Origin of the sequence: Enterovibrio nigricans DSM 22720 (assembly GCF_900167155.1) — a bacterium.
Lineage (GTDB): Bacteria > Pseudomonadota > Gammaproteobacteria > Enterobacterales > Vibrionaceae > Enterovibrio > Enterovibrio nigricans.
This window is the reverse complement of sequence record NZ_FUXU01000005.1, coordinates 1-25,523: the sequence shown is the minus strand read 5'-3', so window position 1 is coordinate 25,523 and position 25,523 is coordinate 1. Positions and strand designations below refer to the sequence as shown.

21 protein-coding genes and 1 pseudogene are annotated in these 25,523 nt (G+C 48.9%); 6 read left to right on the top strand and 16 right to left on the bottom strand.

The genetic code is table 11. The features are described 5' to 3' along the window. Positions 1-7 precede the first annotated feature (7 nt). The 3 genes from ribD to glyA all read right to left on the bottom strand — a co-directional run bounded on the left by ribD (position 8) and on the right by glyA (position 2,949). Positions 8-1,120: a bifunctional diaminohydroxyphosphoribosylaminopyrimidine deaminase/5-amino-6-(5-phosphoribosylamino)uracil reductase RibD gene (ribD, locus tag B5D35_RS03025; protein WP_078751132.1), complete on the bottom strand. Its 1,113-nt coding sequence runs from the start codon at positions 1,118-1,120 to the stop codon at positions 8-10. Positions 1,121-1,128: 8 nt separating this feature from the next. Further along, positions 1,129-1,578, bottom strand: a complete 450-nt coding sequence (gene nrdR / locus B5D35_RS03020; RefSeq protein ID WP_067420038.1) for a transcriptional regulator NrdR — start codon at positions 1,576-1,578, stop codon at positions 1,129-1,131. Positions 1,579-1,698: 120 nt separating this feature from the next. After that, positions 1,699-2,949: a serine hydroxymethyltransferase gene (glyA, locus tag B5D35_RS03015; RefSeq protein ID WP_078751131.1), complete on the bottom strand. Its 1,251-nt coding sequence runs from the start codon at positions 2,947-2,949 to the stop codon at positions 1,699-1,701. A 514-nt stretch (positions 2,950-3,463) separates the two neighbouring features. Here glyA and B5D35_RS03010 point away from each other — a divergent pair. Continuing rightward, positions 3,464-4,069: a DUF6198 family protein gene (locus B5D35_RS03010; protein ID WP_078751130.1), complete on the top strand. Its 606-nt coding sequence runs from the start codon at positions 3,464-3,466 to the stop codon at positions 4,067-4,069. 114 nt (positions 4,070-4,183) lie between these two features. On the opposite strand, the gene fruA is transcribed toward B5D35_RS03010, so the two are convergent. Genes fruA through fruB form a run of 3 tightly spaced genes read right to left on the bottom strand, consistent with a single transcriptional unit; the run spans position 4,184 to position 7,998 of the window. Continuing rightward, on the bottom strand, positions 4,184-5,914 hold the full coding sequence (gene fruA / locus B5D35_RS03005; protein ID WP_078751129.1) for a PTS fructose transporter subunit IIBC: 1,731 nt from the start codon (positions 5,912-5,914) through the stop codon (positions 4,184-4,186). Positions 5,915-5,931: 17 nt separating this feature from the next. Further along, entirely contained in the window at positions 5,932-6,879 is a 948-nt protein-coding gene (pfkB, locus tag B5D35_RS03000) for a 1-phosphofructokinase (RefSeq protein ID WP_078751128.1), read from the bottom strand. Continuing rightward, entirely contained in the window at positions 6,880-7,998 is a 1,119-nt protein-coding gene (gene fruB, locus B5D35_RS02995; protein ID WP_078751127.1) for a fused PTS fructose transporter subunit IIA/HPr protein, read from the bottom strand. It abuts the gene before it with no gap. Between the two features lie 271 nt (positions 7,999-8,269). Between fruB and cra the strand changes: the two genes are divergently transcribed. Continuing rightward, the gene (gene cra / locus B5D35_RS02990) at positions 8,270-9,250 is read left to right on the top strand and encodes a catabolite repressor/activator (protein ID WP_078751126.1); all 981 of its coding nucleotides are present in this window, start codon (positions 8,270-8,272) and stop codon (positions 9,248-9,250) included. A 65-nt stretch (positions 9,251-9,315) separates the two neighbouring features. Here cra and glnB read toward each other — a convergent pair whose 3' ends face one another. The 4 genes from glnB to purL all read right to left on the bottom strand — a co-directional run bounded on the left by glnB (position 9,316) and on the right by purL (position 14,291). Beyond that, a complete protein-coding gene (gene glnB, locus B5D35_RS02985; RefSeq protein WP_078751125.1) occupies positions 9,316-9,654 on the bottom strand; it encodes a nitrogen regulatory protein P-II in 339 nt (112 codons plus the stop codon). Positions 9,655-9,751: 97 nt separating this feature from the next. Beyond that, a complete protein-coding gene (locus B5D35_RS24750; RefSeq protein WP_244556492.1) occupies positions 9,752-10,030 on the bottom strand; it encodes a hypothetical protein in 279 nt (92 codons plus the stop codon). Then, complete coding sequence (locus B5D35_RS24745) at positions 9,997-10,185, bottom strand: hypothetical protein (protein WP_244556491.1); 189 nt, start codon at positions 10,183-10,185, stop codon at positions 9,997-9,999. The genes B5D35_RS24750 and B5D35_RS24745 overlap by 34 nt, the downstream gene beginning before the upstream one ends. Positions 10,186-10,382: 197 nt before the next feature. Beyond that, positions 10,383-14,291 carry a phosphoribosylformylglycinamidine synthase gene (purL, locus tag B5D35_RS02975; RefSeq protein WP_078751124.1) on the bottom strand — a complete coding sequence of 1,303 codons (3,909 nt, stop codon included), beginning with the start codon at positions 14,289-14,291 and terminating at the stop codon, positions 10,383-10,385. A 301-nt stretch (positions 14,292-14,592) separates the two neighbouring features. Here purL and mltF point away from each other — a divergent pair, with 301 nt between their 5' ends. Beyond that, a complete protein-coding gene (gene mltF, locus B5D35_RS02970) occupies positions 14,593-16,158 on the top strand; it encodes a membrane-bound lytic murein transglycosylase MltF (RefSeq protein WP_078751123.1) in 1,566 nt (521 codons plus the stop codon). Between the two features lie 104 nt (positions 16,159-16,262). Continuing rightward, positions 16,263-16,424, top strand: a complete 162-nt coding sequence (locus B5D35_RS24260; protein WP_170915118.1) for a hypothetical protein — start codon at positions 16,263-16,265, stop codon at positions 16,422-16,424. Here the strand turns inward: B5D35_RS24260 and tadA are convergent. Beyond that, entirely contained in the window at positions 16,421-16,945 is a 525-nt protein-coding gene (gene tadA, locus B5D35_RS02965) for a tRNA adenosine(34) deaminase TadA (protein ID WP_078751122.1), read from the bottom strand. The genes B5D35_RS24260 and tadA overlap by 4 nt on opposite strands. Before the next feature lie 51 nt (positions 16,946-16,996). After that, positions 16,997-17,902 (bottom strand): LysR family transcriptional regulator, encoded by a 906-nt coding sequence (locus tag B5D35_RS02960; protein WP_078751121.1) that lies wholly within the window; start codon positions 17,900-17,902, stop codon positions 16,997-16,999. A gap of 181 nt (positions 17,903-18,083) precedes the next feature. Between B5D35_RS02960 and B5D35_RS02955 the strand changes: the two genes are divergently transcribed. Both B5D35_RS02955 and fghA read left to right on the top strand, forming a co-directional pair. Next, entirely contained in the window at positions 18,084-19,214 is a 1,131-nt protein-coding gene (locus tag B5D35_RS02955; protein ID WP_078751120.1) for an S-(hydroxymethyl)glutathione dehydrogenase/class III alcohol dehydrogenase, read from the top strand. A 62-nt stretch (positions 19,215-19,276) separates the two neighbouring features. Beyond that, positions 19,277-20,122, top strand: coding sequence for an S-formylglutathione hydrolase (gene fghA, locus B5D35_RS02950; protein ID WP_078751119.1), 846 nt, complete (start codon positions 19,277-19,279; stop codon positions 20,120-20,122). 75 nt (positions 20,123-20,197) lie between these two features. On the opposite strand, the gene B5D35_RS02945 is transcribed toward fghA, so the two are convergent. The 4 genes and pseudogenes from B5D35_RS02945 to B5D35_RS02930 all read right to left on the bottom strand — a co-directional run. Further along, complete coding sequence (locus tag B5D35_RS02945; protein ID WP_078751118.1) at positions 20,198-21,754, bottom strand: AbgT family transporter; 1,557 nt, start codon at positions 21,752-21,754, stop codon at positions 20,198-20,200. Positions 21,755-22,193: 439 nt separating this feature from the next. Beyond that, entirely contained in the window at positions 22,194-23,753 is a 1,560-nt protein-coding gene (locus tag B5D35_RS02940) for an AbgT family transporter (protein ID WP_078751117.1), read from the bottom strand. A 585-nt stretch (positions 23,754-24,338) separates the two neighbouring features. Then, positions 24,339-25,181: a YjiH family protein gene (locus B5D35_RS02935; RefSeq protein ID WP_332870292.1), complete on the bottom strand. Its 843-nt coding sequence runs from the start codon at positions 25,179-25,181 to the stop codon at positions 24,339-24,341. A 62-nt stretch (positions 25,182-25,243) separates the two neighbouring features. Beyond that, a pseudogene (locus B5D35_RS02930) lies at positions 25,244-25,523 on the bottom strand (IS5/IS1182 family transposase); the annotation flags it as partial.

Here is a 25,523-nt window from a genome sequence, read left to right as displayed (position 1 = left end):
CTTCGATTTACTGCTTTTGCATTCGAAGACGTACGTCATTGCCAATTTGGCAGACATCCGTCAGTTCAAAGGTTGGGACATTGTTCATTGATGTCAGGCCCGTCAAATTGACCAATGCCCGACTGTCCGCCCCCATTAGCTTAGGTGCTTGATAAACAATCAGCTCGTCAACCAACTCTGCCGCTAACAGCCCCCCTGCAAGTGTTGCTCCGGTTTCAACCCAAATGTGGTTGATACCTTTAGATGCAAGCAATCGCAAAGCCGCATTAAGATCTAGACCATGTTGTGCTTTGGGAACCAAAATGACCTCGACGTTTTCATGTATATAACCAAGGTCTTTGTTTGCCGTCAATACGACAACGTTACCCTCTAACGAAAACAAGCCAGCATCAGATGAAACTTTACCCGTGGTATCCAATATCACCCTAACTGGCTGGCGTAAGCGGGTCTGATCATATTCACACTGCACGTCTTCTGGCAGTTGAGCCCAACGAACATTGAGTGATGGATTATCATCAATAACGGTTTGACTGGTCGATAAAATAGCGCCCGTTTGGGCTCGAAAACGCTGCACATCAGCCCTTGCTTCGGCTCCGGTTATCCACTTACTTTGGCCGTTAGCAAGCGCAGTTCTACCATCAATACTCGCAGCAAGTTTAAGTTGAACATACGGCAAGCCAGTTTTCATCACTTTGATAAAACCCGGGTTTAACGCTTCTGCTTGGGTTTGCATCAGGCCAACATCGACTTGAATACCAGCATCTCTTAAACGTTGAATACCGCGTCCCGCCACTTTCGGATTCGGGTCAACCATGGTACAGACGACGCGTGAAACACCGGCATTGATGAGGGCATCCGCGCAAGGAGGTGTTCGACCATAGTGAGAGCAAGGTTCAAGGGTCACATATGCGGTGGCATTTTTGGTATTGCCCCCAGCAGCACGAAGCGCATGCACTTCGGCATGAGGTTCACCCGCACGAAAATGAAAACCTTCGCCAATAATGTCATCACCCTGAGTAATGACGCAGCCGACATTCGGATTGGGGGCTGTGGTATAGATGCCACGTTCAGCCAGTTCAATGGCGCGCAGCATCATTTGGGAATCAAAAATAGAAAACATGTAACCGCTTATTTTTCCAGGCGGGCAATTTCTTCGCCGAAGTCGCGAATATCTTCGAAGCTGTGGTAAACAGAAGCAAATCGAATATATGCCACTTTATCCAACTCTTTCAGCGCGTCCATTACCAGATTACCTACCATGGTAGATGATACTTCTCGTTCGCCGGTGGCACGAATCGTAGACTTGATGACATTGATGGCTTTTTCGATGTCATCGGTACTGACTGGACGTTTTTCCAGCGCCCGCTGAATACCACCGCGCAATTTATCTTCGTTAAATGGCTCTCTGTTGCCATTCGTTTTGATGATACGCGGCATCACCAGCTCTGCAGTTTCAAACGTTGTATATCGTTCGCTACACGCTAAACACTGACGACGACGACGCACCTGATGGCCGTCAGCGACCAACCGTGAATCAATGACTTTGGTGTCATTCGCACCACAAAATGGACAGTGCATCTCGCCTCCTTAGATAATTGCCGAACAGTGTAACCGATTTAGCCATAAGGGTAAGTGGTTAGATGTGCGTTTTAGATACAAAAAAAGCACCCGAAGGTGCTTTTTTCAACGAAACACAACTTATGCGTAAACAGGAAGACGCTTACAGATTTCCAGTACTTTCGCTTTTGTCGCGTCAATCACGTCTTGGCTTTCGATGTTATCAAGAACATCACACATCCAATTGGCCAGTTCTTTTGCATCATCTTGCGTGAAACCACGGCGAGTAATTGCAGGAGAACCGACACGGATGCCCGAGGTCACAAACGGACTACGAGGGTCGTTGGGTACGCTGTTCTTGTTCACGGTAATGTTCGCAGCACCTAGGGCAGCGTCTGCTTCTTTACCCGTGATGTTCTTGTCAATCAAGTCAACCAGGAACAGGTGGTTTTCAGTACCGTTCGATACGACTTTGTAACCACGCTCTTGGAACTGAGCAACCATTGCTTTTGCGTTATCGACAACGCGCTGCTGGTACGCTTTGAACTCTGGCTCCATCGCTTCTTTGAAAGCAACAGCTTTCGCCGCGATAACGTGCATCAGAGGACCACCCTGACCACCAGGGAATACCGCTGAATTCAGTTTTTTGTACATGTCTTCGCCAGCGTTTGACAGGATCAGACCGCCGCGCGGACCTGCCAATGTTTTATGCGTGGTCGTTGACACTACGTGAGCATGTGGGATTGGCGTTGGGTATACACCCGCTGCAATCAGACCCGCAACGTGTGCCATATCAACGAACAGATAAGCACCTGCTTTGTCCGCGATTTCACGCATACGTGCCCAATCAACAATTTGAGAGTACGCAGAGAAACCACCGATGATCATCTTAGGCTTGTGCTCAAGCGCCAGTGCTTCCATCTCGTCGTAGTTGATTTGACCTGCTTCGTCGATACCGTAAGGAATAACGTTGTAGTGCTTACCCGAGAAGTTTACTGGAGAGCCGTGAGTCAGGTGACCACCGTGCGCCAGGCTCATGCCCAGAACGGTATCGCCTGGGTTCAACAGTGCCATGTACACTGCGCTGTTTGCTTGAGAACCAGAGTGAGGCTGAACGTTCGCGTACTCACAACCAAACAGTTCACATGCGCGATCAATCGCCAACGCTTCCGCTTTGTCGACATACTCACAGCCACCGTAGTAACGCTTACCTGGGTAACCTTCTGCATATTTGTTGGTTAGCTGGGAACCTTGCGCTTCCATTACGCGCGGGCTGGTGTAGTTTTCTGACGCGATAAGCTCAATGTGCTCTTCTTGACGCGCAGTTTCTTCCTGGATGGCTGCAAACAGCTCCGGATCATAATCAGCGATGTTCATGTCACGCTTTAGCATCTGTATCTCCTGACTCAGATTGTTCCCTAGGTACCAAGTTGACCTGATAACTCGGTATTCAAGCTATCAGGTCAACCTGGTTTAACCTCAGATATGGTTACTTCTTGTCATACCAAAAACCCCAGAGTCCATGCGGACGCAAACGTTTTCGTCATGACCATCCTATTTGCTGCGATTCTACAAAATTTGTTGCGCAACAGGTAGTAGCAATCACATTTTTTTTGTTGTGACGAACATGGTCATTTTTCATTCCTAGCATGAATTGAATTCACGTTAGTCGTTATTGTCAGAAAAAATGCCGCTTTTATCGCCATAGCCACAGGCTGTAAACCCGAATTGTTTACAGTGCGTAATCGTTTGCTGACAACCTCGCGTAAACACTTTTATACGCTGTCTTTTCTCTGAAAACAAACCTCATTAAGATGCCCTGTTTTCAGTTAATCGCTGCACCCACTTGCGCCCCCATCGCATTCAAAAACGACACGCAAGCGTGCATCTTTCAGGAGCTGTTCCGTTGAACCTCAAACCCAAACACACCACGGTTGAAGATTTGATTGCCATTCTTTCTGGCACATTTATCGTGGCACAAGGTGTCTTTTTCCTTCAGCAAGCAGGCTTGCTGACCGGCGGAACCACAGGCCTTGCACTTTTGACGACACAATTTGTCGACCTGTCTTTCGGTACCTTGTATTTCATGTTTAATATTCCTTTCTACATGATGGGCTGGGTACGTTTTGGCAAACAGTTTGCCCTTCGCAGCATTTTCGCGGGGGGTATGGTCTCTTTGATTGTTGACCACATTTCACACGTATTTACGATCAGTTGGTTATCGCCGGTTTACTGTGGCTTCATCGGCGGTTTGTTGATGGGCGTGGGTATGCTGATGATTTTCCGCCACAACGCGAGCTTGGGCGGTTTCAACGTATTGGCGTTGTTCTGTCAGGACAAGTTCGGTATTCGTGCGGGCAACGTCCAAATGGCGGTTGATGTGGGCATTTTGCTGGCGTCGTTCTTCTTTGTCTCGCCATGGCTGCTGGCGTGCTCCGTACTGGGGGCATTTGTGCTGAACTTGGTGCTGACCATGAACCATCGTCCTGACCGCTATGTCGTGTGTTACTGATTCATTTAAGAATCTACAGATAACGAAAAAGACCGCCAATGGCGGTCTTTTTGTATCAAGCTGCTTTGCATGCGGGGACGATCAGTCCATATCTGAACGAGTCATTACATTAAATTACGCTTGTTGAGGAACGGCTTGTACGGTTTCACGCTGTTTCAGCACGGCATACAAGATACCTGTCACTGCGGTACCTGCTGCTATCGCTGCCAAGTACAGGAACACTGGCGTAATGGCATTTGGAATGAACAGTACAAAGATACCGCCGTGTGGTGCCATCAGTTTTGCGCCTACCAGCATTGATAGCGCACCTGTCAGCGCACCACCAGCCATACATGCCGGGATAACACGCATTGGGTCACGTGCAGCGAATGGGATGGCACCTTCTGAGATAAAGCACAGACCCAGTACGAACGATGCTTTGCCCGCTTCACGCTCTTGCGCATTGAATTTGCTACGCGCCAACATGGTCGCCAAACCCATACCCATCGCAGGCACCATACCTGCGGCCATGACGGCCGCCATTGGGGTGTAAGTTTGAGAAGCCAGCAGACCCACGCCAAAGGTGTACGCCGCTTTGTTCACTGGACCACCCAAGTCGAAACACATCATGGCCCCCAGAATCACACCCAGCAGAACCGCGTTGGTTGAACCCATACTGTTTAGGAACTCAGTCAGGCTGTTCATCACGCCAGCAACAGGGCCGCCCACCACGAAAATCATGATTAGACCGGTGATCAAGCTCGCGACCAATGGAATGATCAGGATGGGCTTCAGTGCTGCCATGGAATCTGGCAGTTGCACTTTATCGGCGATGAATTTCGCGGTGTAACCCGCCAGAAAACCTGCCACGATACCACCTAAGAAGCCCGCACCCGTTGAGCTTGCCAGCATACCGCCGATAAGACCCGGAGCCAGACCCGGACGGTCCGCAATCGAGAAGGCAATGAAGCCAGCAAGCACGGGAACCATCAGTGCAAACGCGCTGCCGCCACCAATTTCCATCAGCGCTGCGGCCAAAGTGCCAGACTCTTTAAACGCTTCAATACCGAAGACAAACGACAGTGCAATACACAAACCACCCGCCACAACCAGCGGCAGCATGTGAGACACGCCCGTCATCAAGTGCTTGTAGGCGCCTGAACGCTCTTGCTTGTTGCTATCTGCTTTAGCACCGCCATGCTTGTAAACTTCGGCTTCAGCAAAGGCTTTTGCCAGCTCTTCTTTTGTCTTTTTGAGCGCCGCCCCCGTGCTGGTGCGGTATACGCGCTTACCATCAAAGCGAGACATGTCCACTTCGATATCTGCGCCGATAAACACCAAATCCGCCGCCGCAATCTCTTCTGCTGTCAGTTGGTTCTTTGCACCGACCGAGCCACGGGTTTCGATTTTCACCCACATGCCTTGTGTTTTCGCTTCTTCTTCCACCGCTTCAGCCGCCATGAAAGTGTGCGCAACACCTGTCGGGCATGCTGTGATACCGACAATACGTTTTTGTGATGATGTAGCCGGAGCGTCTGCCGACGTTTCTTCAACATGCGCATAGGTTTTCGCATTGGCTGCTGCGTCTGTCAAAAACTGCTTCGGATCAGTAAAACACGCGTTCAATGACGCGAGATAAACTGACTTACCGTTAAAGCGTGCCATGTCATTCGCAGCACCGACGACCACAATAACGTCAGCAGCATCAATGTCTGCCTGAGATGCTTTTTCGACGGTTTTCACCGTGTTTTGACATTCGATTGTCGCTTGCCAATTCAAGGCTGACGCTGCTTTTTCCAGCACCCCAGCCGCAATAATGGTGTTCGCAATACCACTTGGGCATGATGTAACAATGATCGCTTTCATCTCTCTACCCTGTTCCTTTAATCTTGTTTTAGTTGTTTCACGATAATTTCGCGTTGAAGTGCTTCGACATGTGCAATGTCTTCAACGCCAACATTAACTTGCGTCACCGCCAGTGCTGACAACGCGGTTGCAAAGCTCAGCGACACTTCGCGGTCCCATTGATTCAACTCGGCCCAACACATACCCGCTACCAGCGTGTCGCCAGCACCGACCGTGCTCACCACTTTCATGCGTGGCGGCTGGCTTTGAAGCCACTTGCCATCGCGAAGCCAAAGTACGCCTTCGGCACCGCGAGAAATCACGACGTTATCAATGCCTGTTTCAGACAAACTCTCACCGGTCGCCAACAGCTCATCTTCACTTTCCAGAGCCTTACCGACCCATTGAGAAAGCTCTTCATCATTTGGCTTTACTAACCAAGGCGAGGCTTTCAGGCCTGCTGTCAGTGCAGCATTGCTGCTGTCGAACAGCACTTTCTTGCCTTTCGCACGCAGCATCTCAATCCACGATGCCAACATGGCTGGGCTGACGCCGCCCGGTAGGCTGCCCGCAATCACGAAAAGGTCGTTCTCTTCCGCGAGCTCATTCAAGGTCGCTTCAAAGGCATCCAAGTCTTCATCACTCACGGTGACGCCCGGAAAGTTAAGGTCGGTAACGCGACCTGACTCTTCAACCAATTTGACGTTGATGCGCGATGCGCCAGCGACACGCACAAAGCGATCTGCAATGCCTTTTTGCTCAAACAGGTGGGCAAAGGGGTCTTGGTTTTCATCCCCCAGAAAACCTGTCACTGTCACTTTTGCACCGAGTTCGGCCAGTACCTTGGCCACATTGACACCTTTACCGCCAGGATTAAGATTTGAAGAGCCAATCAAATTCACCAAGCCCGGCTTTAATTCACCCAACGCCCCCGTCATATCCAGAGCTGGGTTTAAAGTGACAGTTACAACACCACGAGTATTCATTTACCTGCCCTCGCCTAGACCGTCTGCGATGGCTTCTCCAATCGCATCCAACGCTTGCTGTGCGTCTGCGCCATCAGCTGTAAACTCCAACTCATGGTCACGTTTCACACCCAAAGAAATCACTTTCATTAAGCTCTTCGCATTCACCTGCGCACCATCCGCACTCACGTTGGCTACCCAGATTTTTGAGTCAAATTTCTTCGCCACATTCACCAACATCGCGCCCGGACGCGCGTGCAGTCCGTGTGCATTTTTAATCTTGAACACTTGAGACAAACCCGCCTGACGCACCTCAGTCAGCGCTTTAACCACAGACTCTGGTGAGTCAGTGAAAAGTTCAGACGTTTTACCATCAAACACCAAGCCACTCAGGTTATTGAGCACCTCTATATGCTCAGCAGTCGACGCAGCGACAGCGATAAGGCCTTTCACCTCAGCACCATTGTTGCTAAATGCAGACTGTGCACTAATAAACGCGATTGCGGTTTGAGAGACGGCTTTGGAAGACGAGACCACCCAAAGGCCCTGCCCCAAATTTGTTGGTATTTTCGCAACAAGATCGGCAACAAAGGCTTCGCCAACAGCACCTGCGTTTTTCAATTTCCCAGCACAGACTGCCGTCAGAGAAATCAAGTCTGAGGCAGGGAAGCTCAGCATGATCACTGATTCGTCAAACAGCAGGCCCTTTCGGCTCTCGCCGTTCAGCACGGCCAGAATGTCTTGTTCACTGCTTGCACTCTTCAGAGCGTCATCAATGCCATCAGCAGATAGCACGTGAGTCAGTTGCTTTAAAATACCGAGGTGTTCATCAGATTTCGCCGCGATACCTATTGCTAGGTAAACCGTGTTGCCATCACCCCAATCAACGCCTTCCGCAAAGTGGTGAATTTGCACACCCGTTTGGTTCACGAGGTGACGCGTGGTTGTGGTGCCATGTGGAATCGCAATACCGTTACCCAGATATGTCGAGTTCTGCGCTTCGCGCTCAAGCATACCTTCGCCATAACCTTCTGCGACCAAGCCTTTCTGAACCAAGTCTTCTGCGATATGGCGAATCGCATCTTGTTTATTTGATGCCTTCTTACCCAGAAGAATGTCGCGTTGCGTAAGTTCCAACATGTTGCTTACCTCTACTCGTCGCGCGTAATTTGTCGTTAATCGAATCGCGCCATCATGCATTCATTTTCTAAACCGACTCATCAATCCAAGATTGAATGAAACTGAATCGTTTCAGCTTTAAATCCAAAAAACAGGTCTCACGCACAGTTTTACTCTTTGCTGAAACCTTTCAGCTACCGATGCTGAATCCATTCAGCTTATAATGCAAAGAATCGATAAGATCTTTTGCGCTTTTTTTGATCACGCGCACAGAGTAAAGGAACGGCAGGAAATGAAACTGGATGAAATCGCGCGTTTAGCGGGTGTCTCACGCACCACGGCAAGCTATGTGATTAATGGCAAGTCAGCCAAGTACCGGATCAGTGAGCGTACTCAGCAGAAGGTCATGGCTGTGGTGGATAAATACAATTACCGTCCTGACCACGCCGCCAGTGCGCTTCGTGCCGGCACCAGTCGCTCTTTCGGTCTGGTGATCCCGGATCTTGAAAACACCAGTTACGCCAAAATCGCCAAGCTATTGGAGCGCGATGCACGACAGGCAGGATACCAGCTCATTATCAGTTGCTCTGATGATAATCCCGACACCGAAAAGCAAGTCGTAAACCTTCTGGTCAGCCGTAAGATTGATGCGCTGATCGTGGCTTCGTCCTTACCCATCGACAACGATTTTTACCCTGTAATCCAAGCATCCGGCACTCCGGTTATCGCTATTGACCGCGCATTGGATGATGAGCATTTTGCCAGTGTGATTAGCGAAGACTTGGAAGGGGCATATTCGCTGACAGATAAGCTCATCCAACTCGGAGCAACATCTCTCGGGCTTATCGGTGCTGTCCCAGAACTTGGGATTTCGCGCGAACGCGAACAAGGTTTTCTGTCCGCTGCTCGGAAATGCAATGCCAATACCCTAATAGCTTACGGCGATCATTTCAGTCAGAAAGAAGGCCGACGCATCATGGTTGAGTGGGTAAAACAGGGCACCTTGCCAGATGCGATTGTCACGACATCATACGCGTTGTTCGAAGGTGTATTGGACGCCATCCTCGAATATCCCGAGATAGGCAGGAAAGTGAAATTTGCGACGTTCGGGAATAACCGAACGCTCGATTTTATTCCCATGAAGGTTCAGTCCCTGCCACAACAGTTTGAGCTTATCAGCGAACACGCCCTTGAGTTAACACTCAACGCCATTGCAGGTCGCTACCATAGTGGTGTCGAGGTTGTTCCTCGCAAACCAAGCTGGCGCCTCTAAATTTTCGCTTAGAAACAAAAATGCCTCCCAATCAGGAGGCATTTTTTAGAAAAGACTAAAACGAATCAGATCGCTTCTTCGTCTTCTTCGCCAGTACGAATTCGAATAACGCGCTCTACATTGGTAACAAAAATCTTACCATCACCGATTTTTCCGGTTTGCGCCGTTTCTACGATAGAATCAATGCACTGCTCGGCAACGTCATCGGCAACAACAATTTCGAGTTTCACTTTAGGCAGGAAGTCCACCATGTACTCTGCACCACGGTACAGTTCAGTGTGGCCTTTTTGACGACCAAAGCCTTTTACCTCAGACACTGTCATACCAGTGATGCCAACTTCTGCCAGTGCTTCGCGAACATCGTCAAGTTTGAATGGCTTGATAATCGCTTCGATTTTTTTCATATCGTCTTCCCTTTAAATTTTTTAAGCTGTCAGCTCAATACCTTAATTGTAACCCGATGAGATTCGGTATGCGCTGTTTCTCTGCACAAATTCGTCGTTATACCAATGATTTTCGCCATTGTGCAGGTTTCACGTCACCGCTTGCAAAAGGGGGTTCATAACCTGAATTAGTGAGCAGAGCCTGCATCGGTTTACGTCCAATAACAGCACCACAGTCCACCTTTAACTCATAGGTAATGGTCGCCGCATACGCCTCCAGTGCGTTAAGCAGTGACTTCCCAATCCCTTGCAATCGTAAAGCTTCGTCGACTTCTAGCAGCGTCAAAGTTGCCAGCTCAACCATCACACCATTGTGGCGCTTTGGGTGCTGCAACATCGCGACAGCAACAGCTTGACCGTTTTTTCCGCCACCAGCATAGGTATCTCACCCTCTTGTGACGCATCAGCAACTTGGTTGATTGAAGGGAATTGAGCGTAAAGTGCTTCAGGCACCTGACCACTCGGAATGAGCGTAAAGCTGATCGCATCCATTGCATTTCTCCTAAAGCCAATTGGCAACAATCACGTCCCATAGAAAAAACTCTTCGTCTTTATGAAACGTATCCAATTGGAAAATCTACAGCTGGCACACTTTACCCTGTCGCAATAACCAGAGGCAATGGCATTAAAAAGCCGCTACCCAAAGGTAGCGGCTTGTGTCACAAGTTTGGTCTTTCAGGCTTGCCGAATTAACCCAATTTCACTCGCGCATTGCGGAACATGCGCATCCACGCGCTGTCCTCGCCCCAGTTATCTGGGTGCCATGAGTTAGCAACAGTACGGAATACACGCTCTGGGTGCGGCATCATAATGGTGACGCGACCGTCAGTCGTCGTCAGGCCAGTGATACCGTTTGGTGAGCCATTCGGGTTCGCCGGATAGGACTCCGTCACCTTACCGAAGTTATCGAGGTAACGAAGTGCAACCGTGCCTGATTGCTCAATCGCCGCCAAATGCTCAGCATTTCGCACTTCTACACGCCCTTCACCGTGAGATACCGCGATTGGCATGTGAGAGCCCGCCATACCGCTCAGGAATAGAGATGGGCTTTCTTGCACTTGAACCAAGCTAAAGCGCGCTTCAAAGCGCTCAGACTCATTGCGAACAAATCGCGGCCACAAATCAGCACCTGGGATAAGCTCGTGCAGGTTCGATAGCATCTGACAACCATTACACACACCCAAGGCAAAAGAGTCACCACGGTGGAAGAAAAGCTCAAACTGCTCGCGCGCTTGCTCATTGAACAGAATCGATTTCGCCCAACCTTCACCGGCACCCAATACGTCACCGTAAGAGAAGCCACCACAGGCGACTAGGCCGTTGAACTCTTCCAGCGAAACGTTACCCGCCAATACGTCGCTCATGTGAACGTCTTTTGCGTCAAAGCCTGCGCGGTCGAACGCTGCAGCCATTTCAACGTGCGAGTTCACACCCTGCTCACGCAGAATGGCCATTTGAGGACGTGCACCCATTGCAATAAACGGTGCCGCGACGTCTTCCTGAACATCAAACGTCAGAAGGGTCGACAGGCCTGGGTTGGTCACGTCTTTCTTGGCGTCAAACTCTTGCTCTGCACACGCAGGATTGTCACGCATTGCCTGCATTTGGTAGGTGGTTTCTGCCCAGATAGTGCGAAGCTCTGTCGCATTCTGATCCAGCACCAGCGCATCACCATTCCAGATACGAACCGCATCGTCATCGCTCAGCGTGCCAATCACATGGCTGCATGCCTCCAAACCGTGAGCTGACAGTGTTGACAGCACAGCATCCAGCTCATCTGAACGCACCTGAATCACCGCACCCAGCTCTTCGTTAAACAGGGCAGCCAGTTCGTCTGTGCACTCGCTGTCTGCAGACAAGGTATTGATGTCCACTTCCACACCGGTGTGACCCGCAAACGCCATTTCTGCCAATGTGACGTAAAGGCCACCGTCACCACGGTCGTGGTAGGCCAATAGCTTCTCGTCACGCACCAAGGTTTGCATCGCGTTGAAGAAGCCCTTCAGCAATTCAGGGCTATCAACGTCCGCTGGCTTATCACCTAACTGCTTGTAAACTTGGCTCAACGCTGTTGCGCCAAGGCGGTTTTGCCCTTGACCAAGGTCAACCAATACCAGCGCGCTGTCGCCTTTATCTGTACGAAGCTGTGGCGTAACGGTTTTACGCACATCCTCAACACGACCAAAGGCTGTGATCACCAAGGAAAGCGGTGACGTATTTTCTTTCTGCTCGCCATCTTGTTCCCAACGGGTTTTCATCGACATCGAGTCTTTACCCACTGGAATCGTCAAATCAAGCGCAGGACACAGCTCTTCACCGATGGCCTTAACCGCCTCGTAAAGACCCGCATCTTCACCCGGGTGACCCGCTGCAGCCATCCAGTTCGCTGACAGGTTGATGCGCTTCAGGTCACCGATGTCAGAACACGCGATGTTCGTCAGTGACTCTGCCACGGCCAAACGTGCCGACGCGGCGAAATCAAGCAGAGCAACTGGCGTGCGCTCACCCATCGACATTGCTTCGCCGTGGTAAGTGTCATAGCTTGCTGCCGTTACCGCACAGTTCGCCACTGGCACTTGCCAAGGGCCTACCATTTGGTCACGCGCAACCAAGCCCGTTACCGTGCGATCACCAATGGTGATAAGGAAGGTTTTCTCTGCCACAGAAGGTAAACGCAATACGCGAAGCGAAGCGTCTTCCACAGAAATCGCGGTGCGATCAATCGCTTTGCCTTCGACTTTCTGTGTTTGTACGTCGCGGTGCATTTTTGGTGGCTTGCCGAGTAACACATCTAAAGGCATGTCGATTGGCGTGTTCTCAAAATGCGCATCTTCAAGGGTCAAATGACGCTCTTCCGTTGCTTCACCGACTACCGCATAAGGTGCACGCTCGCGCTTACAAATCGCATCGAACACATCCATATTTTCTGGCGCAACCGCCATGACATAACGTTCTTGTGATTCATTACACCAGATTTCTAACGGGCTCATGCCTGGCTCGTCATTCGGTACGTTACGAAGCTGGAATTTACCGCCGCGCTCACCGTCATCAACCAATTCTGGCAATGCGTTAGAAATGCCGCCCGCGCCCACGTCGTGGATAAAGGCTATAGGGTTGTTTTCACCCAACTGCCAACAACGGTCGATCACTTCCTGACAGCGGCGTTCCATTTCTGGGTTTTCACGCTGTACGGATGCGAAATCAAGATCTTCTGCTGATTGACCCGACGCCATTGACGAGGCTGCGCCGCCGCCAAGGCCGATGTTCATGGCTGGACCGCCAAGCACGATAAGCTTTGCGCCAACAGGAATTTCTTTTTTCTGTACGTGCTGCTCGCGAATGTTACCCATACCGCCCGCAATCATGATTGGCTTGTGGTAGCCACGTACTTCTTCACCGTTATGCGAAGTCACTTTTTCTTCGTAAGTACGGAAATAACCCAGCAGGTTAGGACGACCAAATTCATTGTTAAATGCCGCGCCACCCAGAGGGCCTTCCAGCATGATGTCCAACGCATTCACAATGCGGTCAGGTTTGCCAAAATCTGTTTCCCAAGGCTGTTCGAAGCCAGGAATGCGGAGGTTCGATACCGTGAAGCCAACCAAACCTGCTTTTGGTTTACCGCCAATCCCGGTTGCGCCTTCATCACGGATTTCACCGCCAGAGCCTGTTGATGCGCCCGGCCATGGAGAAATTGCCGTTGGGTGGTTATGCGTTTCGACTTTCATCAGGATATGAGCCGCTTCCTGATGGTAGTCATATTGACGTGACTCGGGGTTCGGGAAGAAACGACCTACGTCAGAACCCATCATGACCGCTGCATTATCTTTATAGGCAGACAGTACGTATTTACTGTTGTGCTCAAAGGTATTCTTGATCATTTTGAACAGGCTCTTGTCCTGATCAACACCATCAATCGTCCAATCTGCATTGAATATTTTATGACGGCAATGTTCAGAGTTAGCCTGTGCGAACATCATCAACTCGATGTCATTTGGGTTACGTCCTAACTTGATGAAGCTTTCAACCAAATAGTCAATTTCATCATCAGCTAACGCAAGACCCAACTCAACGTTGGCTTTTTCCAACGCTTGGCGGCCACCAATTAGCACATCTACTGCCGTCATTGGCGCAGGTGTTGCCGCTTTGAACAAAGCAGACGCGTCATCCAACTGGCTAAATACGACTTCCATCATGCGGTCATGCAAGAGGCTGGCGAGTTGTTTACCTTGGTCTTCCGTCAAATCGCTGGAAAACTCAACGTAATATGCGGTACCACGCTCAAGGCGTTTGATTTGGTTTAGGCCGCAGTTGTGAGCAATATCCGTTGCTTTTGAAGACCATGGAGAAATGGTACCAGGGCGAGGAGTAACGAGAAAAAGTTTACCCGTCGGTGTATGTTCTGCAATGGTTGGCCCGTAGGTAAGCAGGCGATCCAGTTTTTGTTGTTCTACAGTGTTCAGCGAAACGCTGACATCTGCAAAGTGAACAAACTCTGCATAAAGGCTGATAACGGGTAAATCAAATGCCTGACAGCTTTCCAGTAGTTTATTGACTCGAAATTCGGACAGAGCGGGGGAACCACGCAAAATTTCCATGTGCGTACGTCTCTCGGTTAGCGGTGAATTAAAGTAGCATTGGCCTAACCTCCTGATTTTAATTTGATAAAATCAGACGCAAAGCCACGTCAATACCACTTTCACTTGCTTCGGGGCGGTATTATAGGGGAAAAAAGTGATCGACGTAACACCTGACGCAACCGTTTGCGTAACTTTTTTTTGCGTCCGTTAGCGACCCATATTGTAAAGGGCGTAAAGCAAGAACACTGCGCCACAACTTTTCGCTGCGACCTAGCTTTGATATAACAGAGTTCTAACGATAACAAGTGAGCATAACTTTTTGAACGCTAACGCTGTAAAACGACTTTTTCAACTGCTTGCTGGCACCGTAATGGTGCTCATGATTGCAGGTTGTGAATGGAAGTATGACGACCGAACCGCCGTGGAAAAAATCCGAGATCGCGGTGTCCTTCGTGTCGGCACGCTCAATAACCAGCTTTCTTACTATATTGGCCCCAATGGTCCTACCGGATTGGACTATGAGTTAGCCACTCAATTTGCACAAAGTCTGGGCGTGAAGCTTGAGATGCAACCTGCGTATACCCTTTCAGGGCTTTTTCCCGCCTTGGAGCGTGGTGATGTCGACATCATTGCGGCAGGTCTCACGATCACAGAAGACAGACTTGAACATTTTCGACCTGGCCCCGCGTATTATTACGTAAGCCAACAGTTGGTGTACAAAAACGGCCACTGGCGCCCACGAAACCTGACCGAATTGAACAAAGACGGTGCCCGCGTAGCGGTTGTTGAAGATTCAAGCCATGCGCTTACTCTGAACGGCATCCAACGCCAATACCCAGATTTGGTGTGGGAGAGTGTCAAAGACACTGACGATGATGAACTGCTAAAACAAGTCGCCGATGGTGTCTTGGATTTCACCATTGCCGATTCTGTCGATATTGCGCTGGTTCAGCGTACCCATCCTGAAATTACAGTCGCGATGGAACTCACCGAAGATGAACCTGTCGCCTGGTTTATGAAAAAGGCACAGGATGACAGTGTTTATGCCTTGCTGATTGAATTTTTTGGCAAGAAAACGCAAAGCGGAGAGCTGGCGGCGATGGAAGAGAAATACTTCGGTCACGTTGACAGTTTCGATTTTGTTGACACCCGTGCTTTCCTGCGTGCTATTGACAACCGCTTGCCGAAATGGGAACCACTGTTTAAGAAATATGCGAACGAATTCGACTGGCGTTTGTTAGCAGCCCTTTCCTATCAAGAGTCACATTGGAACCCTCGTGCTGTCTCACCAACAGGTGTGCGTGGCATGATGATGCTGACATTGCCAACGGCTAAATCTGTGGGTGTGAAGAACCGCCTCGACCCAGAGCAAAGCATTCGTGGTGGTGCGGCATATCTCAGCCAAATGCTACGTCGCGTACCTGACAGTGTGAATGAACACGAAAAAATCTGGTTTGCCCTTGCCTCATACAATATTGGTTTTGGCCACATGATGGATGCTAGGCGCTTAACTAAAGCACAAGGTGGTAACCCTGATGCCTGGGCTGACGTAAAACAACGCCTTCCACTATTGGCTAAACGTCAGTACTACAAGCAAACACGTTACGGTTATGCTCGCGGCTACGAAGCATTGAGCTATGTAGAGAATATTCGTCGTTATTACCAAAGCATTGTTGGTTATGAACAAGAAAAAGCGCAGGCGATTCAAGCGGATTTAAGTGACAATCTGGATAGCCTTCAAACCATCGTTGTCGAGCAACCAACAGAAAATGGCAACGTTTTGGTGACAGACACTGTTGAAAGCGAAACGCAGAAGCCCGCAGACGGGAAATCTGGAGCAGAAAAGGACGCTGACAGCCACACTGAAAATAACCAAGGCAACTAGACTTGTCATAGTGTGTTCACACTCGCAAGTTATAACCTGTTAAGTCAGGTCTTCGAGAAGCGCAGCACTGGCTGCGCTTTTTCTTTAAAAAGGAAAAGAAATCGATGTTTGCCAACAAACGAAAAGTACAAGCGAATTTCTCACGCAACTCAAGCGCAGCGTCCAACCGCCGTAAACGCATGAGAAATGTCAATCTGAAGAAAGTACTCTGGCGTCAGCGTACGTTCGCTATTCGTGAATTTGCGATGATGGATGAGAACTTCTAGCTGGATTGCGTTGAGTCGCCGGCATCAGCCACTCTGCGTGCATCTCTGTCCGCTTTTTTCTCAGCGCGACGACGACGGAAAAACGCCTGCAGTTGTTCGCGGCATTCCGTTTCCATCACGCCACCTTGATATTGGACATGATGGTTAACACCGTCATAGCTCAGCAAGTTCATGACACTGCCTGCCGCGCCCGTTTTCAGATCTGGCGCACCATAAACCACTTTGCCGATACGGCTATGCACCATGGCTGATGCGCACATAGGACAAGGCTCTAACGTGACATACAAGGTGGCATCCAGCAGCCGATAATTCTGCAACACCTTTCCCGCTTGTCGCAACGCCATTAATTCTGCGTGTGCCGTTGCATCATGTTGACCAATTAGACGGTTCCAACCTTCACCAATCACTACACCATCGTGTACCACGACAGCACCCACAGGTACCTCACCTTCCGCCTCTGCACGTGAAGCGAGTTCCATGGCACGTTGCATGAATTGCAAATCTGTATCGCTCTGTGTCACTGAATTTTCCCGAACTTGCATAAACGCTGCGGAGTATATACCTATTTGAAGTTACGCTGACACCAGCTTCACCGTATTTGCACTTTTTTCCGTCAAATTATCAGCCAAAAAATCCACCAGCAATTTAACGCGAAGCGGTTGCAGTCGACGGTGAGGAAACAGCGCCCAAATCCCCTCTTCCATATCCTGATACGCATTGAGCACTTTCACCAATGCACCAGATGCTAACGCTTCATCAAGATAATAATCAGGGAGCTGTATAAGCCCTATGTCTCTGACAGCGGCCTCCAATAACGCCAAACCGCTGTTACAGCGAAGGCTCCCCCGAACACGTACAGACCGCTCTTTGCCATTCTCTCTGAATCGCCAGTAATCATGCTGTCCTAACAAACAGTTAAACTGGGGTAACTCAGACAAAGTATGCGGGGTGCCATTAATGGACAGATAATCTGGCGATCCGCAAACAATCAGCTTTCTCGTCGCCAGACGCTTGCACACCATCGAGGAATCATTCAGTCGCCCGAGTCGAATCGCAAAATCACAGCCCGAATTAATTAAATCCAACGGAGTATTAGTGAGATCAACATCCACTTGGATATCAGGATGCATTTGCATGAAGTCGAGGACCAAGGGCATGATCATCTTCTCGCCGTACGTCACCGGGGCTGTTAACTTGATATGTCCGCTTGGTGTCTCACGCAGTTGGGTCACTGCGCTTTCCGCTTCTTTGATCCCGTCCGCCAGCATTCGGCAATGTTGATAGTAAATATCGCCTTCTTCCGTCACGGAAACACGACGGGTCGTTCTGAAAAAAAGCCGCGTATTCAACCGGTCTTCCAAAATAGCAACCTGCCGACTGACATGTGCAGTTGATGTCCCCAAACGCTGCGCCGCTTTGGTAAAACTGGCGGTCTCCACTACGGCCAAAAACTCAGAAATGCCCTGCCAACTCGTCATTATTACACACCAGTAAAAGTCAATTATTGGGATTATGGATTATCACTGAGCGAGAAACAAATAAACTAGGCCCCATAGATAAGCAATACCCAGTTGTCACAGAAGTGGACACACTTAGGGTTGCGATTTCTCCTACGGTTAGTTTTTGAAGGGCTGACCCAACGCAAAGAGGAAAGATCCAATGGCGGAACAATTTATTAAATCTCGTGCAGCGATTGCTTGGGAAGCAGGCAAACCACTGAGCATTGAAGAAGTCGACGTAATGTTGCCAAAAGCGGGTGAAGTGCTGGTCCGTATCATCGCGACTGGGGTTTGCCACACTGACGCATTTACGCTGTCTGGCGATGATCCTGAAGGGATCTTCCCTGCAATCCTTGGCCATGAAGGTGGCGGTATTGTTGAACAAATTGGTGAAGGTGTTACCAGTGTTCAGGTCGGTGATCATGTCATCCCACTTTATACCCCTGAATGTGGCGAGTGTAAGTTCTGTAAATCAGGCAAAACTAACCTGTGTCAGAAAATTCGTGAAACACAGGGCAAAGGCCTGATGCCTGACGGCACCACCCGCTTCTATAAAGATGGCCAGCCTATTTATCACTACATGGGTTGCTCAACGTTTTCTGAATACACCGTACTGCCAGAAATTTCATTGGCAAAAGTGAACAAAGAAGCACCGCTTGAAGAAGTGTGTCTTCTGGGTTGTGGTGTAACGACCGGTATGGGCGCTGTGTTGAACACGGCGAAAGTACAAAAAGGCGATACAGTTGCTGTTTTCGGCTTAGGTGGCATTGGTCTATCTGCGATCATCGGTGCTGCAATGGCAGGCGCAAGCCGCATCATTGGTGTCGATATCAATGAAAGTAAATATGAACTTGCGAAGAAATTGGGCGCAACAGATTGCATCAATCCGACCAAATTCGACAAGCCTATTCAGGATGTCATCGTTGAAATGACTGACGGTGGTGTGGATTACTCTTTCGAGTGTATCGGTAATGTGAACGTTATGCGTTCAGCACTTGAGTGTTGTCATAAAGGCTGGGGTGAATCCGTCATCATCGGTGTTGCTGGCGCAGGTCAGGAAATTTCGACCCGTCCATTCCAATTGGTGACGGGCCGAGTATGGCGCGGTTCAGCATTCGGTGGTGTAAAAGGCCGCTCAGAGTTGCCAGAAATTGTTGAGCGTTACATGGCAGGTGAATTCAAACTGGATGACTTCATCACACACACCATGGGGCTTGATAGCATCAACGAAGCATTTGATCTGATGCACGAAGGTAAGAGTATTCGTTCAGTGATCCACTACGATAAATAATCTTCCTTAAGAAAAGTAACCCGGTGCAGGCTCTCTCACGCGAGCCTGCTTTGGAGCCCAATATGAGCCTAGAAAACAGCAGCAGCAACCGCAGTTTTGGTGGTTGGCATAAACAGTACACGCATACGTCACGCACTGTTCATTGTCCGATGCGCTTTGCGATTTTCCTGCCCCCACAAGCGTCGGAGTCAAACAAGGTTCCTGTGCTTTATTGGTTGTCGGGACTGACGTGTACAGATGAAAACTTCATGCAAAAAGCAGGGGCTCATCGCGTTGCAGCGGAACTCGGTATTGCCATTGTCGCCCCCGATACAAGCCCTCGTGGCGACAGTATCCCTGATGACCCAGACGGTGCATACGATTTTGGTATTGGTGCAGGATTTTATCTGAACGCGACCGAGGCACCGTGGAATCGCTACTATCAAATGTACGATTATGTCGTAAAGGAATTGCCATCTATCGTTGAAGGCCATTTTCCTGTCAGTGATGTCAAAGCGATTTCGGGCCACAGCATGGGCGGCCATGGCGCACTGACCATCGCGCTAAAAAATAGCGACGCATACCGCTCAGTGTCGGCATTTAGCCCGATCGCCAATCCTGCGGCAGTGCCTTGGGGAGAAAAAGCCTTTACCAACTATTTAGGTGAAGACAGATCGAGCTGGCTTGAATATGACGCCTGTGCACTGATCAAATCGGCAGAACACCATGTGCCAATGTTGATTGATCAGGGTGATGCAGACCAATTCTTGCATGAACAGTTAAAACCGGAGAATCTGGTCAGTGCTGCAGAAGATGCAGGCTACGCATTGGAACTTCGTATGCAAGAAGGTTACGACCACAGCTATTACTTCATTTCTAGCTTTATCGACGATCACCTTCGATTCCACGCTGAACACCTGAAGAAATAACGATTGATAACTTTCCAATTGGCATAAAAAAACCCGGCTAAGCCGGGTTTTTCATTTCAATATCACTGAGGAAACTTAGAAGCCCAGTGGAATATTGAAGGTAAAGAATGCAATCAACAGACCTGTCCAAACCGTCAGGAACGCTGCCGAGTATGGCACCATCATCGCAATCACATCACCGAACGTCAGCTCAGGCTTGTACTTACGCATGAATGCCAGAATAACACCCGCGTAAGTCATCATCGGTGTGATGATATTCGTTGATGAGTCAGCAACACGGAATGCTGCAGAAACTACATCTGGTGTCATGTTCGGGTTAACTTGGTAAAGCATTGGGATAAAGATTGGGCCCAATAGCATCCACTTCGACGTCAAACCACCGACAAACAGGTTGATGATCGCCGTCGTAATAATAAAGCCAATGATCAACAGCGTTGGGTAGTTTTCTAAGCCCAATGCTGACAATGATGTCGCACCCAAGTACGTGATGTACACACCCAGACCCGAGTAGCTCAGTACCGCCAGGAAGTTGTGGCTGAAGAAAGTCAGAACCAGAACGTAACCGAAGGTGTTCATCTGCTTAACCATGGCGTTAACCACGTCTTGCAGTGATTTGAATTTACCGGTGCTGTAACCAAAACAAATACCCGTTACCGCAAACACCATGGCGATCAGCAGAATCACGTTGTTCATGTATGGTGTAACAGTGCGGCCAGCCGCATCGGTATACGGTGCTAATGGACCCATCGCCAACGCAACAATCGCTGCCAGTGATGCCACCAAACCTAGACCTGCAGCACGCAGACCTTTTTGTTCTTCATTGCTCACTGCAAAGTCTTTTTGCTCCAGATCTTCTGGAATCACGTAAGACATTTTCTCAAGGCGCGGCGCAACGAAACGCTTGGTCACCCATGCACCCAGAATCGCCAGCATAAAGGTTGAAACAGCGATGAAGAAGTAGTGCATGGTCGCTGGGTTCAGCTCAACACCGTCTGCGGTAGTGAACGGTACGCCCTGCGCTTCAGCGAATACACGCGCATTCAAACCAACGATAACGTCGATTGGCGTTGCAGGGATAAGGTTTGCACTAAAGCCCGCTGATACACCTGCGAATGCTGCTGCCATACCGATCAATGGGTTTTTACCCACGCCCGCATAAAGCATACCCGCCAATGGGATCAGTACGAGGTAGCCTGCATCCGTCGCGATAGAGCTCATGATACCGAGGAAAATCAGCAGCATTGGCAGCCATTTTTCGTTCAGCTTCAAACCAACACGCTTAATCACTGCACCCAGTAGACCTGAGTTTTCTGCGATACCCACACCCAGCATAACAACTAGGATAACGCCCAGAACACCGTGGCCGAACTTCAACCAGTTTTCCAGAATCGCATTGTCGAACATCCAGCGAACGTTTTCAGTTGCCAGCATGCTCTTAACGGTATGACTAACAGGTTGACCATCTGCACCTGTTGTTTGGAATTCCATGCCACCGATCAAACCCGTTAGTGCCAGTGCACCAACAAAAAGGAACATAAAAATGATAACGGGATCGGGGATCTTTTTACCTACACGTTCAATGAACGCAATCGCGCCGCTCTGTTGAGGCGCTCCTTGTGAAACTTGACTCATTTCGTACCACCTATTCGATGAGTGTTTCCGAAATCACCACACGGTGTTAAATCACGTGTGTTTTCGGGTGTATCCGTAATTTTTCGACTCGAAAGTAGCAAATGATTAATCCAGTGTAAAACACTAAAAAACGCAGCTGGCGGCATTAAATATCAACAAACAACCATGAAAATAGTGGAATATTCATGAATGGTGAGGTTTTCAGCGTTATATACGACTGATTACAAATAAAGCAGATGATAAAACTTAGTAATATTTTTTGGCGATATTTTATTGTATATAACTTCGTTTTATTAGTGTTATGAATATGTAGCACGGCAAATCCACCTCTCTGGGCACAGATGTACAACTAAGCTAGAGAGATCTCGTGGGGGCGATGGATAGACAGGCAAAAAAAAGCCCTGCACATGGCAGGGCTTGAGAATATACAGTGCTGAAATTACATGCCGTAAGTGTACGGTGCTTGGATACCTAGTGGAATGCCCAATGCCCAGTACGCCAGCAGGAACAAGCTCCAGCCGATCAACATCGCAATCGAGTACGGCATCATCATAGACGCCAGAGTACCGATACCCGTGCTCTTCACGTAGCGTTGACAGTAAACAACAACCAGTGGGAAGAACACCATCAGAGGTGAAATGATGTTAGAAACAGAGTCACCTACACGGTAAGCCGCTTGAGACAGTTCTGGAGAAATACCCAGAGCCATCAGCATTGGTACAAGGATAGGACCAATCAGTGCCCACTTCGCAGATGCAGAACCGATCAACAGGTTCACACACGCTGTCAGCAGAATCATACCGATGATGGTCAGCTGACCCGGCATGTTCAGTGCTTTCAGGAACGCCGCGCCTTCCAGTGCCAGCAGTGTACCGATGTTCGACTGGCTGAATGCCACAAGGAACTGCGCACAGAAGAAAGACATCACCAAGTAGCTACCCATGGTAGACATGGTGGTGCTCATCGCTTTAATGATGTCGCTTTGGCTTGCAAACGTGCCCGCTACGCGGCCGTATACCACACCTGGAATCACGAACAGGATGAAAATCAACGGAACGATAGACTTCATCAGTGGTGCAGAGAATGCGGTCAGTTCACCTTCAGGAGAACGCAGAGCAGACGACTCAGGGATCAGTGCAACAATCAGAACCGCAATACCCGCCAGCATAGCCAGACTTGCGCGGCTAAATGCCTTACTTTCAGTCGCCGTAAAGCTACCTAAATCTGGTGCTTTCTCTGCATCTTCGTCGATTGGCAGTTTGCTCAAACGAGGTTCGATGATTTTCTCGGTAACATACCAGCCGATTGCCACAATCAGGAATGAAGACAGGCCTGTGAAGTACAGGTTCGCCAGTGGGTTAACCACGTAGTCTTTGTCCAGAACCTGTGCAGCTGACTGCGTGAAGCCCGCCAACAGTGGGTCAATACCCGCAGGGATGAAGTTTGCTGAGAAACCACCTGATACGCCCGCAAACGCCGCCGCAATACCTACTAGAGGATGACGACCTGCCGCGTGGAAGATGATACCACCAAGAGGGATAACCAGAACGTAGCCTGCGTCAGCCGCAGTGTGAGAAACGATCGCGACAAGAATCAATGCTGGTGTCAGCAGTTTCTTTGGCGTCACGTTTAGCATTTTCTTCAGACCAGTGGTGATGAAGCCTGAAGCATCAGCAACACCCACACCCAGCATCGCAACCAGTACGATACCCATTGGCGCAAAGCTGGTAAACGTGGTTACCATGTTCGCCAAAAAGTGAGCAAGAGCTTCACCCGTCAGAAGGTTATTGATTTCTACAGCCTGGCCAGTAACAGGGTGGATCAAGCCAAAATCGACTTGAGAAAGAACGGCGGACAGGCCCCAAACAATCAATAATCCGTAAAAGAACAGAAGCGCAGGATCAGGGATCTTGTTCCCTGCTTTCTCAATCCCATTGAGAAATTTATCCATTGCGCTTTTTGGCGCGTCTGGAATGTTATCCATAGCATGGTTACTCATAAAAAAAGCTCCATGGTTAAAGTGTGTTTGCATCGTTTATGTCTTTTTAGGAACAAAAGTCACAACGACGTAATAATTATTCAGCAGAACAAAATACACGGATTTAATTTATTTGGTAGTCACAAATAACATTCAAAACACGTATAGCAGCGCAAAAATTCAAAATCAACACACAATAAAAACATGGAACAAACAAGATGATTTCACGAAAATAACATGAGGCACATTTTTGTCACGCCTCAAGCTTCCGGACAGTATTCGCCAAGATTATCCACAACCGCGTCACGCTATTGAGAGAAGCGATGAATTTAATTCAGGTAAGAAAAAAGCACGCTAAGCGTGCCTTTCTAATTCAATCAGTTGGATATTATTCTCTTTAGATATAGAAATGAGCGAATGGACTGCTTCACTACTATTTCTTCACAGGATGCCTTTCCCTCCGCTCAGCAGACTTATGGCAGTGGCCTCAACGAAGGTCGTTGCCTGTTGGCAGCAAAGGTACTTGCTCCCTCATGTCGTCGTGAAGGATCATTCGCTTTTTAGGACGAAGCACTCCGTCGTCATGCCCAAAAATCGAGTCTATTTTCAAAGTATGAGTTTGACGATAGGAACAGAGATAAACAGGCTCAGAGCTGTGCGTACAAACCAGATAGAGACAATCTGAACAATCGAAATAGGAATCTTTGTAGACAAAATACAAGGAATTGATGCGGAGAAAAACAAAATCGAAGAAACGCAAATTATCCCAGTAACAAATCGTGCTTCCAACAGTGCATCTTTCATAAGTAATGCCGGCAGAAACATCTCCGCCAAACCTGCAGCAGAAGCTTGAGACAACGCTAACGCATCTTCCATACCCCAGACAGCAATAAACGGATAGAAGACCCAGCCGATCCATTCAAACACTGGCGTATACTTAGCCAACAGCAGACCTGCTACACCAATGGACATGATAGAAGGTAGGATTGACATTGCCATCTTCAGCCCATCGACAAAGGTAGAGTGTATGTTCTTTATCAATCCTGGGGCTTCTCGGGCGGTAGTCAATCCTGCTTTACAAGCTGTTTCCAAGCGTTTTCCATTCTCAATCTTAGGCTCAGGCAAATCAGCACCAGGGTTTAACTTGCTTAATGGGGGAAGGCGTACAGTGATAGCGGTAACAATAAACGTCACAGAAATAGTTGTTAAAAAGTAAACATTCCAAATATCCATCAGGCCAAGTGTGCGAGCGACGATAATCATAAAAGTCACGGATACCGTTGAGAAACCCGTCGCAATAATAGCCGCATCCCTTTGAGAGTAATGCCCAGCAACAAACATACGATTCGTTATCAGTATCCCTAAGGAGTAACTTCCAACAAACGAAGCGACAGCATCAATTGCAGATCTACCCGGGGTCTTCCATATAGGTTGCATGATTGGTTGCATCAAAACACGGCTTTGTTGCTTAATTCGGTTGGAAGACATGGCAGCCTAAAGTTGTTCGGTTCTTAAGCAATATACTGAGTTTCAGGCATACCCAGTCCTGTAAGCTTGTTCAGCGCTTTGATCATAGCGTAAGTCTCGCCAACCTGAGCATTGTAATTTCTTAGGCTTAATTTCCCACCTAGCAGCTGTTTTACTCGGTACATTGCTGTCTCTGATAGTGAGCGCTTGTGATAGCCATACCGCTTTTTCCACTTCTTGTTGGAGCCGTAGAGCTTTTGACAACCTACTGCTAAATTGCGAGGGTGTCCTTGTTCCCAGAATGCAGCCCCTTCTCGTGGTGGG